A 13,433-nucleotide genomic window follows, 5' to 3' on the forward strand; every position below is an offset into this window, starting at 1 on the left:
GCAAGCAGGATGTCAGGAGTTCGAATCTCCTAGGCTCCACAATGAAACGCCCCGGCTCCTGCCGGGGCGTTTTCGTGTCCGATTCCCTCTCCATGCAGACGGATAGTCTGTCGTCATGGACATGCGGGTCGCGGCTTACGCGGTGATCGTCGATGACGGTCGCCTGCTGCTGGCCCACTGGATCGAGGGACGACGAGCAGCCTGGACGATGCCCGGGGGCGGTCTCGAACCCGGTGAAGACCCCGAACGAGCCGCACGCCGCGAGGTGCGGGAAGAGACCGGCTATCGCGTCGACATCGACGAGCTGCTCGGCATCCACTCCCGTGTCATCCCCGAGGGGCGGCGCCTCGCAGACGCTGCGGGCGGCCCGCTGCACACGTTGCGCATCGTCTACCGCGCCCATGTCACGGGCGGTCGACTGCGGAACGAGGTCGACGGCTCGACGGACCGAGCCGAATGGTTTCCGATGAGGACCGTGCGCAACCTGCAGCGCGTGCGTCTGGTCGACATCGCCCTGCGGATGGCGGGCGAGGGATGATCACACGCTCTCGAGCGGCTTCGTGATGTCGGCGACGATCGCATCGTAGGCGGCGATGAGCTCGTCGGCCTCGACGAACATGCTGTATCCGTGAGCGCCCGCTCCCATCGCGATGCGCTCCCCCACGATGGTCTCATCGACGAAGATCGGCAGCGCCGTGCTGCTCCCGACCGGCACGATCGTGCCGCGCTCGTACCCCGTCGCCGCGAGCGCCTGCTCCGGCGGAGCCAGCTGGAGCCGGTTCACGCCGACCAGCGCACGCAGCTTCGGCCAGGAGATCGCCCGGTCCCCGGGCACCAATGCGAAGAGGTACGTGTCATCCGAGCGCTTGACCACCAGGGTCTTCACGATTCCACGTGGCGGGATGCCCAGAAGCGCCGCAGCCTCCGCGAGACTGTTCGCGGCCGGGCGTTCGCGGAAAGACACATCGAGCCCGTGCGCCTGGGCGGCGTCACGGGCTCGATGAAGTGAAGGCGGCGTCTCGATCACGCGTCGGGAGCGCGCAGCGGGTCGTCGGCGACCCACAGCTCGTCATCGGCGCGAAGCGTCTGCCACGCAGCGTAGAGGACACCCGCCGCGGCGGCGACACCGAGGAGAATGGCGATCACCCCGCCCGCACCGATGCCCTTGCGCTTCGGCTCCAGAGCCGCGAGCTTCTTGGCGAGCTTCTTCTGCACGTCCTTGCCGTACTTGTCGGCCTTCTTGGCGTACTTCTTCGAATCGATCTCGCCGAATCCCTTGCCGGCCTTGAGCCGGCCGCGAGTGTCGTTGGCGGCATCCCACACCGACAGCGCCGAGCCCACCAGGGCACCGGTTGCCGGCACGACCTTGTCGCTCAACACGTTCTTGGAGTAGGCCAGGCTCTTGTCGACGTACGGCGCCGCGTACTTGCCGTAGGCCTGCTGCACCTGAGGAACGATCTGCTCGCGGTTGTAGTTGCCGAGCTGACGACCGGCCTCGCGGGCGATGCCCGCAGCCTCGTCCACCAGCACCTGCTGCGAATCCCACACCTTGTTCGCGTGCTTCTGGAGCTTGCGGAGTTCCTTCTTGCGCTTGCGGCTCAGGCTCACGGGGCCCTCCCTAAATCCGGGACTGTCGGTTCGTCCCCATCTTGCCAGACGCATCCGGTGGACGGAGGGCCTTGCACGCAACTCTGCGAGAATATAGACATGCCTCAGCACACCGCCGTCGCCACACTGCACACCAACCACGGCGACATCGTCGTCAACCTGTTCGGAGATCACGCCCCGCGCACGGTGAAGAACTTCACCGGGCTCGCCGACGGGACCGGCTCCTGGACTCACCCCTCCACCGGTCAGCCCGGAGAAGGCCCGCTGTACAAGGACGTCGTCTTCCACCGGATCATCCCCGGCTTCATGATCCAAGGCGGTGACCCCCTCGGACAGGGAGTCGGCGGCCCCGGCTACACCTTCGACGACGAGATCAACGGCGACCTGAACTTCAACGAGCCCTACAAGCTCGCGATGGCCAACGCCGGTCTGCGCCGCAACGCCCTCACGGGCAAGCCCGAGGGCACCAACGGCTCGCAGTTCTTCATCACCACCGACCCGACCCCGTGGCTGCAGGGCAAGCACACCATCTTCGGTGAGGTTGCCGACGACGAGTCGAAGAAGATCGTCGACGCGATCAGCAAGGTCCCCACGGCCGCCGGTGACCGCCCCATCGAGCCCGTCGTGCTCGAGTCGGTCGATATCGTCGCAGCCTGACGCCTCGCCGCGATCTTCCATGACCTCGGCCGACTTCCAGCGGAACACCGACAACTACTGCTATCGCCACCCGGACCGGCAGAGCTTCGTGCTCTGCCAGCGGTGCCTGCGGACGATCTGTCCCGAGTGCCAGACCCAGGGGGCGGTCGGTGTCATCTGTCCGGAATGCATGGCCGAGCAGCGGAAGAAGCAGACTCCCGCTCAGCGCAAGGCCGAGCGGCGCTGGTCCCGACCCCGGGCGGTCGCCACCTACGGCGGCCGCCCGGTGGTCACCTACGCCATCATCGCGATCACCGCGTTCGCGTTCCTGCTCGGGCTGATCCCCGGCTTCGGGGATCTCGTCCGTGGCTCGCTGCTGTTCTGGGCGCCGAGCATCTATCCGACGCTTCCGGTGCCGTTCCAGCCCTGGACGGTCCTCACCGTCGCACTCGTGCACTCGAGCTTCTGGCACATCGGGCTGAACATGCTGGCACTGTGGCTGATCGGCCGCAGCCTCGAACCCCTTCTCGGTCGCTGGCGGTTTCTGACGCTGTACCTGCTCAGCACGCTGGGCGGTTCGGTCGCGGTCGCACTCCTGTCGTTCCCGACCCAGGTCGTCGGCGCATCGGGCGCGATCTTCGGACTGTTCGGTGCCCTGCTCGTCATCGGACGCCACCTCGGTGCGAACGTCACCGGCATCGCCATCATCCTCGGATTGAATCTCGTCATCGGGTTCATCCCGGGCTTCAACGTCTCGTGGCAGGCCCACGTCGGCGGGCTCGTCGTGGGGGCACTCGTCGGACTGATCTTCTCGGTGACGCGGTCCCCCCGTCGGCGCGCTCTGCAGATCGCGCTGCTCGCCGCCGTGGCGCTGGGCCTGGTCGCGCTGCTCCTCCTTCCGCCGGTTCTCTTCTTCTGACGACGGAAGTTATCCACAGTTTCATCCACAGGTGGGGATGAATCACACGCGTGTAATTACCGTCGAGGGAAAAGAAAAACACCGCCCCATCGGGGACGGTGTCGTTCGTCGGACCGGGCGGTCAGCGCCACCGCGTCGTCATGAGGAATCCCACGAAGGCGATGCCGAACCCGATCACGAGATTCCACGCACCGATGCCGGGGATCGGGAACTGGGTGCCGCTCAGGTAGAAGACCAGAACCCATGCGAGACCGAGCAGCATGAGGCCGAGCATGATCGGCTTGAACCACACCGGGTTCGGTGCCGGCTCGCCCTCGGGGCGTTCCGCCATCGCATCGTCTTCTCGTCCGGGTCGTGCCATGCCGACAGTCTAACTGCCAGGCCTGCCACAGCATGCGGTCATTAGACTCGCCGTGTGGGCGAGCAGACCAGTGCCGAGCAGCAGCAGGCAAACCCTGCTGTGCGCGACCGTTCCCGACGCCGGCGCCCGCGTCGCCGCACCTCTGTGACCGGAGTGATCGGCGAGCTGCTGATCACCGCCGGCATCGTCGCGATGCTCTATGTCGCGTGGCAGCTGTGGATCGGGGACTTCATCTACGGGGCGCAACGCAATGCCGCCGGCGCAGAACTGTCCGAGCAGTGGGCGCAGCAGGCGCCCCCCCTCATCCCCGAGCCGTCCGCTTCGCCCGAGGACGACGTCGAAGAGGATGTGGCGCAGGAGATGGAGATTCCCGTCCTCCCAGAACCGGCCGACACCGAGATCTTCGGTGTCATGCACATCCCGCGCTTCGGCGACGACTACGCCGTCGAGATGGCCGGCGGGACCTCGCGGGCGGGAACCCTGGACCCGATCGGAATCGGGCACTATCCGGGATCGCCCATGCCCGGCGAGACGGGGAACTTCGCCGTCGCCGCCCACCGCACCACGTACGGCAAGCCCTTCAATCGCATCGCCGATCTGCAGGTCGGCGACGCCATCGTGGTCGAAGTGGAAGAGGGCTGGTACACCTACCGCTTCCGAACGCTCGAGTACGTCACGCCCACCGAGGTCGATGTGCTCGCCGCCGTGCCGCAGGTGCCGAGCGCCGAGGCGAACGGCAAGTACATCACCATGACCAGCTGCAGTCCGATGTACTCGCTCGCGGAGCGCATCGTCGCGTACGGCGTCTTCGAATCGTTCACGCCTCGCGACGCGGATGATCCTGCGGCCCTCCCCGAAGCCCTGACCGAAGGAGTGCCCGCCTGATGTATGCCGCGCTGTGGCGGATCCTCCCCGGTCCGTGGTGGATCCGTCTGTTGCTGGTCCTCGTGCTGCTGGCCGCCGTGCTGTACGGGCTGTTCTTCTACGCGTTCCCGTGGATCAGCGAGTTCGTCAATCCGCAGGAAGTCACCGTCGAGTAGCCGCCGCGACCGGATCAGGAGGAGCCGGAGCAGTAGGTCAGGGTGATCTCGGAATGCACGGGCACCTCACCGGGAGCGAGTGACTGCGACCGCACCACCGGAGGTGCGGATGCTGCGCACGACTGATCCTCCTGAGTGAGGACCGACAGCCCGACGTCTTCGAGCTCACGCGTCGCGGCTTCGACGGTGTAGCCGGTGACGTCGTTGATGACGACGCGACCGCTCGCGACCGTGAGGTCGACGGTCGTCCCGACCGGAACCTCGTCGCCGGCCGTCTCATCAGCCGAGATCACGATGCCCTCGGCGAGGTCGGGATCATTCGTGCGATTTATCGTGCCCACGGCGAGACCGGCGTCCTCGAGCGCCTGCACGGCCGCATCCTGACCGAGTCCCTCGAGAACCGGGACTTCGGCCAGCTCCTGCCCGGTCGAGACGAACACGTCGACCTCCTGCCCCGGATTGACGGAGGTCTCCGCCGCCGGCTCGGTGCGGATGACATTGCCCTCGGTGACATCGGCACTCGATTCGGACTGCTCCACGGCAACCAGATCGAGCGCGGCCAGGGACTCCTCGGCGCGTTCGAAGGTCATGCCGGAGACATCCGGAACGACGCGAGCCGTCGACGGCGCCTCGGTGGTGGGCCGCACCGAGAGTGCCCAGAACAGCACCGAGATCAGCAGCACCGCGATGATCGCGACGCCCGCCCAGATCCAGGCGATCGGCGGACCCGGCTGGGTTCGCTTCATCGTGGTGTCCGTGCTGAGCTGACGCAGCGACCGGGCGGTCTCGGCGGCTTGGCGCGGGTTCGGACCGTAGAGCTCGCTCGTGAGAGCGCCGACCTGCCGCTTGGACGGGGCCTTTCCGTCGACGGTGGCGTCGAGGGCTTCACGGAAGCCGGCAGCATCCTGATAGCGCTGGTAGGGGTCCTTCGCGAGAGCGCGGAGCGCGATCGCGTCGAGCGAGCGCGGAACCGACTCGTTGATCTCGCTCGGCGCGACCGGGGTCTCACTGACGTGCTGGTAGGCGATGGCCACCGGCGTCTCACCGCGGAAAGGCTGCTTGCCCGACAGCAGCTCGTAGAGCACGACACCCGTCGAATAGAGATCGGCGCGTGCGTCGACCGGGTCGCCCTTGGCCTGCTCCGGCGAGAAGTACGCGGCGGTGCCGAGGATCTGCGTCGTCTCGGCGACGGTGGACGACGAATCCGAAACGGCGCGGGCGATTCCGAAGTCCATGACCTTGATCTGACCGGCCTCGGTGATCATGACGTTCCCGGGCTTGATGTCGCGGTGCACGACACCGGCGCGATGGGAGTACTCGAGAGCTTCGAGGATGCCGTCGACATATCGCACGGCGTCATCGACGGGTACCGGACCGTCGGCGATCACATCCTTGAGCAGGCGACCCTTGACGAGCTCCATGACGATGAACGGCACGGCGCGGGTGGACCCGTCGGGATTGCGTTCGGTGTCTTCGCCGGCGTCGTAGACGCGCACGATAGCCGGGTGGGACATGCGGGATGCGGCCTGTGCTTCCAGCCGGAACCGCGTGCGGAAGGAGTTGTCGTCGGCGAGTTCGCGATCGAGGATCTTGATGGCGACCTCACGGCCCAGCGTCAGATCGTACCCGCGGAAGACGGTGGCCATGCCGCCACGTCCGATGTTCTCGTCGACGCGGTAGCGTCCCGAAAGCACGCGTGGTTCAGCAGTCACGTTCACTCCCCCGGTGTTTCCGTCCCCAGCCTAGTCGACCTCGATCCCGGGCCAGCGGTCCGCCAGGTGGCGTCAGGGTGTGGGGGAAGCCGTCGGTGCCGGCTCGATCGTCGCGGTGGCTTCGCCGGAACCGGGCGACTCGCGCTGACCGGCCTCACCGCCGCTGCACGTGACGGTGTAGGTCACGATGACCGTGCCCGTCGCGTTGTTCGGCACGGTCAGCTGCGCGTTGCGCTCGCTCTGACCGAAGGAGGACTCGGACTGCCCGTTGGAGAAGGTCCCGTTGGTCGCCGTGAGGTTGTAGGAGCTCGGCGATCCCTCGCCGGCCGGACAGCTGTATCCCTCCCACGTGACGGTGAGGGTGTCGCCGGGTGCGACGGTCTGCGCGTCGAGTGACGGCGTCGCGGGCGTGGGCATCTCCACCTGGTCGCCGTAGGCGGTCAGGGTGATCGTGGTCCCGGGCTCCACGCGGCCGGTGGGGTTCACCTCGTAGATGATCCCGACCTGGTCGGCGGTGCCGGCGGCATTGCCGGTCTGGCAGTCGGCCACGAGGTCGTTCTCCTCGAGCACGCCGCGCGCGGCGTCGCAGGTCTGGCCCGTCAAGCCCAGTGCGCTCACGTCGACCCGGTCCTCGGTGGGCGTGGGGGTCGGCGTGGTCTGCGTCGGGGTGGGGGTGGCCGACGACGTCGTGGTGGTCGGCTCCGGTTCCGGATCCCCGGCGAAGAAGAGCGCCCAGAGCGTGCCGCCCAGCACCAGCACGAGGAGGATGATCAGGGCGATCAGCGGCCACGTCCAGGGGCTGCGCTTCTTCTTCTCCGGCTCCTCCTCGCCGTCGGCGAGCGGTGCCGCGGCGGTATCGGTCGGCAGCAGCTGCGTCGCCGCGGCGGTCGCGCCCCCGGCGGTGAGCAGCTGAGTGACGTCGTCACCGGCCTCGCCGCCCGCGATGGCGGGTACGGCGGATGCCGCCGCGGCGAGGTCGCCGCGGCGCAGCGCCGTCGCCGCGCGGGCCACCGTCGCGGCCGAGCCGGGACGCTCCTCGGGCTTCTTCGCGATCATCGCCGCGACGAAGTTCTGCACGGGCTGCGCCACGGTCGCCGGAAGCGGCGGCGCCTGCTCGTTGATCTGCGCCATCGCGATGGCGACCTGCGACTCGCCCGTGAAGGGACGCTTGCCGGCCAGCGACTCGTAGGCGACGATCCCGAGCGAGTAGATGTCGGTCGCGGGCGACGCCGGGTGACCCGAGGCCTGCTCGGGAGAGAGGTACTGCACCGTGCCCATGACCTGGCCGGTCGCGGTCAGCGGCACCTGGTCGGCGATGCGGGCGATGCCGAAATCGGTGATCTTGACCCGGCCGTCGGGGGTGATCAGCAGGTTGCCCGGCTTGATGTCACGGTGCACGAGACCGGCGGCGTGTGCGGCCTGCAGGGCGGCCGAGGTCTGGGCGACGATGTCGAGGGTCTTGTCGGTCGAGAGGGACGTCTCACGCTCGAGGATCGTCGAGAGGGCCTCGCCGGGAACGAGCTCCATCACGAGGAAGGCGCTGCCGTTCTCCTCGCCGTAGTCGAAGACGCTCGCGATCCCCTCGTGGTTCACGAGCGCGGCGTGCCGGGCCTCGGCGCGGAAGCGCTCGAGGAACCCGGGGTCCCCCATGTACTCGTCCTTGAGGATCTTGATCGCGACGGTACGCCCGATGACGTGATCGGTGGCCTCCCACACTTCGCCCATACCGCCGACGGCGATCCGCGAATCCAGTTCGTAGCGCCCGCCGAAGGTCGCACCCTGCGTCGGTCTCATTGTCCCAGCACCGCCTCCATGACCTGCTTCGCGATGGGCGCGGCGATCGTGTCGCCACTCCCGGATTGCCCTTGACCGCCACCGTCTTCGACCACGACCGCTACGGCGATCTCCGGATCTTCTGCGGGGGCGAAGCCTGTGAACCAGAGCGTATACGGGTCATCCGTCCCGTTCTCTGCGGTGCCGGTCTTCCCGGCCACATCCACTCCGTCTATTCTTGCACCGCCCGCAACGCCGCTTTCGACGTTGTCGACCATCATCGTCACCATCTCCGCGGCGAGGTCGGACTCCAGGGCGCGACCGAACTCGGTGTCGTCGAACGTCTGCTGCACCGAGAGGTCGGGACCGATGACGCGGTCGACCATGCGCGGATTCATGACGATGCCGTCGTTGGCGATCCCGGCAGACACCATCGCCATCTGCAGCGGCGTCGCGGTGACCTGCCCCTGGCCGAAGCCGCTGAGCGCGGTCTGCGCGTCGTCGAGGCCGCGGGGATAGCTGGAGGGTGTCGAGGCGAGCGGCGTCTCGAAGGCGACGTTGAAGCCGTACTTCTCCGCCTCTTCGAGGATCGTCTGGTCGCCGAGTTCCACGGCCAGTTCGGCGAAGGGGATGTTGCAGCTGAGGCGCAGAGCATCGGCGATCGTGACCGTGTCGCCCGATCCGCACGCGCCGCCGGAGGCGTTGCGGATCACACTGGACGAGCCGGGGAGCGTGTACGTCGACGGGTTCGGCAGCTCGGACTCGGGGGTCCAGTCCCCCGTCGCGAGGGCGGCCGAGGCGGTCACGAGTTTGAAGGTCGATCCCGGTGGGTTGAGGTCGCCGCCGATCGCCCGGTTGGACAGCGGCTGCGCCGGGTCGGACTCGAGCTGGTCGTAGAGGTCGAGCACCGCCGAGGTGTCGTGCGAGGCGAGCGCGTTCGGATCGTAGTCGGGGCTCGTGACCATGGCGAGGATGCGGCCGGTCTCCGGCTCGATGGCGAGGACGGCACCGGTCAGGTCGCCGAGTGCGTCGTAAGCGGCCTGCTGGGCCGTCGCGTCGAGCGAGAGCACGACGTTCGAGCCCGCCGCCGGCTGCCCCGTGATGATCCGCTCGATGCGCGAGAGGAACTGCGTGCTGCCGGTGCCGCTGAGCTCCGCGTTCATCGCCTGCTCGATGCCCGTCGCCGATCCGAGGACGGGATTGATGTATCCGGTGACCGGCGCCCAGACGTTGGCGTTCTGATAGACCCGCTGCCAGGAGTAGACATCGTCGGACGGCACCGATGACGCGATCGCCGCGCCGCTGGCGATGATGGATCCGCGCTGCACCTCGTAGGAGTCGTAGAGCGCGCGCGTGTTGGCGGGATTCTCCGCCAACGCATCGGCCTGCACGACCTGGATGACGCTCACCGACGTGAACAGGGCGAGGAACATCGCCAGCAGCACGATGCTGAGGCGGCGCAGTTCGCGGGTCATCCGATCACCACCCGGGGCTTGTTGCGGACGGCGTCGGAGATGCGCAGGAGGAGGGCCACGATGAGCCAGTTGGCCACGAGGGAGGATCCGCCCGCCGCGAGGAACGGCGTGGTCAGACCCGTCAGCGGGATGACCCGGGTGACACCGCCCACCATGATGAACACCTGGAGGCCGATGGTGAAGGCGAGTCCGGTCGCGAGCAGCTTGCCGAAGTCATCCTGTCCGGCGAGTCCGATGCGGATGCCGCGGCTGATGAAGACCATGTACAGGCAGAGGATCGCGAAGACGCCGACGAGGCCGAGCTCTTCGCCGAGGCTCGGCAGGATGTAGTCGCTTTCGGCCACCGGGGTCAGCTGGGGCCGGCCCTGACCGAGGCCCGTGCCGATGAGGCCGCCCTGCGCGAGGCCGAAGATGCCCTGCACGAGCTGATAGCTCGGGCCCTCGATCGTGTCGGGGTTGAAGGCGTCGAGCCAGTTCGAGAAGCGCTCGCCGACGTAGGGCAGCACGCGCGAGGCGAGGAAGGCCCCGAGTGCGGCGAGGGCCACCCCGATGAGGGCCCAGCTGGTCTTGCCGGTGGCGACGTAGAGCATCGCGATGAACATGCCGAAGATCAGGATGCCGGTGCCGAGGTCGCGCTGCATCACGATGATGCCGAGGGAGACGACCCAGACCACGAGCACGGGGCCGAGTTCGCGCGCGCGCGGCCATGTCATCCAGAGGAAGCGGGTGCCGGTGGAGGTGAGCGACTCGCGGGTGCGCACGAGATAGCCGGCGAAGAAGATCGCCAGGGCGATCTTGGCGAGCTCACCGGGCTGGAACGACACGAAACCGAGCGAGACCCACACGTCGGCGTTGGCGTCGGTTCCGAGGCCCGGGATGAACGGGAGGAGAAGGAGGAGCAGACCGATCAGGCCCGACAGATACGTGTAGCGGAACAGCACGCGATAGTTGCGCAGCACCAGGACGAGAGCGATGGCGCCGGCCAGGGCGATCGCCGCCCACGCGAGCTGACGGGTCGAGAAGGCATCCCACCCCGTCGCGTCCTTGGCGAGGTCGATGCGGTAGATCATCGCGAGGCCGAGACCGGTCAGCAGCGTCGCGATGGGCACGACGAACGGGTCGGCCGACAGCGCGACGAACCGCAGCACCACGTGGAGTGCGAGCACCAGCAGGGTGACGGCGCCGGTGTAGATGAGGAAGGTGCCGTCGATCGCCCCGAGCGCGCCCAGCTGCACCAGGGCGACCGCGGAGCCGTTGATGAGGGTGGCGAAGAGGATCAGGGCCAGCTCGCGGTTGCGTCGGGTCTGCGGAACGCGGATCTTCCGCAGCGCCCGTACGACCGCGGTGTCGGTGGAGACCTGGCCGGTCTGGTCGGTGGGCGCGCTCATCCGTAGGCCTCCGCGGTGTCGCGCAGGCGATCGACGATCACGTCCGCCGCCTCGAGCGAATCGGCCGAGATCGTGCGCTCGACGGTGCTGCGGGTGAACGACGGCAGATCGTCGAGATCGATCCCGGTATCCCGGTAGACGGTGGACAGCGAGATCGGACCGATGTCCTGCTGGATGCCGCGGTAGATCACCACGGTGTCCTCGTCAGCGCCGATGAAGTACCGCGTCTGCGTCCACTGATAGGCCACGACACCGGCCGTGGCCAACAACCCGAGGACGAGCACGAGACCGACGATCCAGCCGATGCGCCGCCGGCGCGCACGCCGGCGATCCTCTTCGATGAGCTCTTCGAGGAAGTCGGCGTCGGGCTCGAAGTGCGTCGGCTCGTTCGCCGCCTGACGGTTCGGATGCAGCCAGCTCGACCGGCCGGGGCGAGCCGCGGGCACCTCGATACCGGCCGGTGTGGAGGCCGATCCGACGATCGTCGCGGTGCCGGTGAAGATCGGATGCGCCCCGCCCACGTCGACGATCACGATCGTGACGTTGTCGGGCGCTCCGCCGTCGAGTGCCTGCTTGAGCAGCGCGTCGGCGGTTCGCCCGGGCGCGTTGCCGGCGGCGAGGGCCTTCTCGGTGTGCGCGTCGTCCACGACTCCCGAGAGTCCGTCGGAGCACAGCAGCCAGCGGTCGCCGGGCTGGGTGGGCATGATGAACGTGTCGATCTCGGGATCGGGATCCATGTCGCCGAGCACCCGCATGAGAACCGAGCGGCGCGGGTGGTATCGGGCTTCCTCGGGGGTGATGCGACCCGACTCGACGAGGCGCTGCACGAACGTGTGATCGGTGGTGATCTGGGTGAGCGAGCCGTCGCGGTAGAGATAGATGCGGGAATCGCCGATGTGCGCGATCACCGCGAGATCGTCGACCATCACCAGGGCGCTGACCGTGGTGCCCATCCCGGCCAGCTCAGGACGGCGGCCGACGGTGTCGATCAGTTCGGTGGCGCTGTCGGCGATCGCATCGCGCAGGGCCCGCTCCGCGTCTGTCGGCGAATCGAACGGGTCGTCGTCGAGGTGCTTCAGGCGATGGATGACCAGTGCCGAGGCGACGTCGCCGCCCGCGTGCCCGCCCATGCCGTCGGCGACGACGAACAGGTTCGACCCGGAGTATCCGGAATCCTGGTTGTTGGAGCGGACCTTCCCGGTGTGGGAGATCGCCGCGCTCGAGCCCTGAAAGACCATCCGTGTCGACTCCGCTGCTTACTTCCGCAGCTCGAAGGTCGTCGCCCCGACCTTGATGGGCGCGCCGATCTTGATGGGCACCGGGGCGCTGACCCGCGTGCCGTCGTGCCACGTGCCGTTGGTCGAGTCGAGGTCTTGGATCATCCACTGCTCCCCGCGCTGAACGAGACGCGCGTGGTGGCTGGAGGTGTAGTCGTCGCGGATCACGAGACCCGATTCGCTGGAGCGGCCGATCGTGACGGTGTCGTCGCCGAGAGGCACCTCCAGACCGGCCTTCGGGCCGCTGGTGATGACGATGCGCGACACGGCGTCGCGCGTGGCCATGCCACCCGCCTTGGACGGCGCCGTGGAACGGGCGACGGCGGCGGTCGGCGCGTCGGGCGACGACGCGGGAGCCTTCGTCGCGGCGCCCGCCGCAGCCGGTTCCGGCATGCGGCGCACCTTGACCCCGAACAGGTCGGCGCGCAGGGAGTAGACCACCGCGAACACGAAGAACCACATCAGCACCAGGAATCCGATGCGCAGGAGGAGCAGGGTCAGTTCGCTCACGACAGTCCCTCGCGCTGGTCGAATACCCGGGTCGCGTCGCTCACGGGACGCGACGGGCGTGACGGCGCCGCGTGTGCGACGACATGGAACACGATATCGGTGCGGCCGATGGTGATGGTGGAATCCGGGGCGAGGGAGGCTTCGCCGACCTTCACACCGTTGAGCTTGGTGCCGTTGGTCGAGCCGAGGTCGCGCACCATCGCGCGCTCGCCGTCCCATAGGATCTCGACGTGCTTGCGGCTGGTGCCGCTGTCGGAGATCGTGATGTCGGCGTCGCTGCCGCGCCCGATCACGGTGCGCGACGCGGTGAGCGGGTGACGTCTACCCTCGACGTCGACGACCGCGCGCCACGACACGCGCCCCTGCGCCGTCTCGGAATCGACGCGGAGCGTGCCGGTCGAGACCGATTCGTCCCGGCGGAGCTCGATGGTCACCGCGCCCGCGAAGCTGTAGCCCTGCGCACGCGCGTGCTTCTTGACGAGGCCGTCGAGCTCGTCGAGCAGCGCGGGTCCGACCGCGGCCATCTTCTCCTCATCGGCGGGAGACAGCCGCACGGTGAAGGTGTTCGGCGCGAGGATGCGGTCGCGGCTCACGACGGCGGCCTTCTTGTCGAGCTCGGACCGCAGCGCCGAGGCGATTTCGACAGGCTGAATTCCGCTGCGGAAGGTCTTCGCGAAGGCGCTGTTCACAGCGCGTTCGAGTCCCTTCTCGAAGCTGTCCAGTAGTCCCACGGG

The 13,433-nt window shown here is 68.0% G+C and carries 15 protein-coding genes; 5 read left to right on the plus strand and 10 right to left on the minus strand.

The window, feature by feature from the left end; all coding sequences use genetic code 11:
• The first annotated feature begins 115 nt into the window (after positions 1 to 115).
• Complete coding sequence (locus B3S45_RS03225; protein WP_286717366.1) at positions 116 to 538, plus strand: NUDIX hydrolase; 423 nt, start codon at positions 116 to 118, stop codon at positions 536 to 538.
• Here the strand turns inward: B3S45_RS03225 and B3S45_RS03230 are convergent, their stop codons facing one another.
• Positions 539 to 964, minus strand: coding sequence for an aminoacyl-tRNA deacylase (locus tag B3S45_RS03230; RefSeq protein WP_286717368.1), 426 nt, complete (start codon positions 962 to 964; stop codon positions 539 to 541).
• A gap of 59 nt (positions 965 to 1,023) precedes the next feature.
• Positions 1,024 to 1,608: a DNA helicase gene (locus B3S45_RS03235; RefSeq protein WP_071044224.1), complete on the minus strand. Its 585-nt coding sequence runs from the start codon at positions 1,606 to 1,608 to the stop codon at positions 1,024 to 1,026.
• 99 nt (positions 1,609 to 1,707) lie between these two features.
• Here B3S45_RS03235 and B3S45_RS03240 point away from each other — a divergent pair, with 99 nt between their 5' ends.
• Together B3S45_RS03240 and B3S45_RS03245 are read left to right on the plus strand one after the other, a co-directional pair.
• On the plus strand, positions 1,708 to 2,265 hold the full coding sequence (locus B3S45_RS03240) for a peptidylprolyl isomerase (RefSeq protein ID WP_286717371.1): 558 nt from the start codon (positions 1,708 to 1,710) through the stop codon (positions 2,263 to 2,265).
• A 19-nt stretch (positions 2,266 to 2,284) separates the two neighbouring features.
• Positions 2,285 to 3,163: a rhomboid family intramembrane serine protease gene (locus B3S45_RS03245; protein ID WP_286717373.1), complete on the plus strand. Its 879-nt coding sequence runs from the start codon at positions 2,285 to 2,287 to the stop codon at positions 3,161 to 3,163.
• 121 nt (positions 3,164 to 3,284) lie between these two features.
• Here B3S45_RS03245 and B3S45_RS03250 read toward each other — a convergent pair whose 3' ends face one another.
• Positions 3,285 to 3,524 (minus strand): cell division protein CrgA, encoded by a 240-nt coding sequence (locus B3S45_RS03250; RefSeq protein WP_071044227.1) that lies wholly within the window; start codon positions 3,522 to 3,524, stop codon positions 3,285 to 3,287.
• A 54-nt stretch (positions 3,525 to 3,578) separates the two neighbouring features.
• Between B3S45_RS03250 and B3S45_RS03255 the strand changes: the two genes are divergently transcribed.
• On the plus strand, positions 3,579 to 4,409 hold the full coding sequence (locus B3S45_RS03255) for a class E sortase (protein ID WP_143003679.1): 831 nt from the start codon (positions 3,579 to 3,581) through the stop codon (positions 4,407 to 4,409).
• Entirely contained in the window at positions 4,409 to 4,564 is a 156-nt protein-coding gene (locus tag B3S45_RS03260) for a hypothetical protein (protein ID WP_176759396.1), read from the plus strand. The genes B3S45_RS03255 and B3S45_RS03260 overlap by 1 nt, the downstream gene beginning before the upstream one ends.
• Positions 4,565 to 4,578: 14 nt before the next feature.
• Here the strand turns inward: B3S45_RS03260 and pknB are convergent, their stop codons facing one another.
• The 7 genes from pknB to B3S45_RS03295 all read right to left on the minus strand — a co-directional run bounded on the left by pknB (position 4,579) and on the right by B3S45_RS03295 (position 13,430).
• Complete coding sequence (pknB, locus tag B3S45_RS03265; protein WP_286717374.1) at positions 4,579 to 6,276, minus strand: Stk1 family PASTA domain-containing Ser/Thr kinase; 1,698 nt, start codon at positions 6,274 to 6,276, stop codon at positions 4,579 to 4,581.
• Between the two features lie 72 nt (positions 6,277 to 6,348).
• Positions 6,349 to 8,070, minus strand: coding sequence for a serine/threonine-protein kinase (locus tag B3S45_RS03270; RefSeq protein WP_071044229.1), 1,722 nt, complete (start codon positions 8,068 to 8,070; stop codon positions 6,349 to 6,351).
• On the minus strand, positions 8,067 to 9,524 hold the full coding sequence (locus B3S45_RS03275) for a peptidoglycan D,D-transpeptidase FtsI family protein (protein ID WP_071044230.1): 1,458 nt from the start codon (positions 9,522 to 9,524) through the stop codon (positions 8,067 to 8,069). Before B3S45_RS03275 ends, B3S45_RS03270 begins: the two co-directional genes overlap by 4 nt.
• On the minus strand, positions 9,521 to 10,912 hold the full coding sequence (locus B3S45_RS03280; protein WP_286717376.1) for an FtsW/RodA/SpoVE family cell cycle protein: 1,392 nt from the start codon (positions 10,910 to 10,912) through the stop codon (positions 9,521 to 9,523). Before B3S45_RS03280 ends, B3S45_RS03275 begins: the two co-directional genes overlap by 4 nt.
• Positions 10,909 to 12,150, minus strand: a complete 1,242-nt coding sequence (locus tag B3S45_RS03285; protein ID WP_071044232.1) for a PP2C family protein-serine/threonine phosphatase — start codon at positions 12,148 to 12,150, stop codon at positions 10,909 to 10,911. Before B3S45_RS03285 ends, B3S45_RS03280 begins: the two co-directional genes overlap by 4 nt.
• Before the next feature lie 18 nt (positions 12,151 to 12,168).
• Positions 12,169 to 12,699 carry an FHA domain-containing protein FhaB/FipA gene (locus B3S45_RS03290; RefSeq protein WP_071044233.1) on the minus strand — a complete coding sequence of 177 codons (531 nt, stop codon included), beginning with the start codon at positions 12,697 to 12,699 and terminating at the stop codon, positions 12,169 to 12,171.
• Positions 12,696 to 13,430: an FhaA domain-containing protein gene (locus B3S45_RS03295; RefSeq protein WP_194385374.1), complete on the minus strand. Its 735-nt coding sequence runs from the start codon at positions 13,428 to 13,430 to the stop codon at positions 12,696 to 12,698. Before B3S45_RS03295 ends, B3S45_RS03290 begins: the two co-directional genes overlap by 4 nt.
• Positions 13,431 to 13,433 lie beyond the last annotated feature (3 nt).

Origin of the sequence: Microbacterium sp. UBA1612 (assembly GCF_002321605.1) — a bacterium.
Taxonomy (GTDB): Bacteria; Actinomycetota; Actinomycetes; order Actinomycetales; family Microbacteriaceae; genus Microbacterium; species Microbacterium luteum.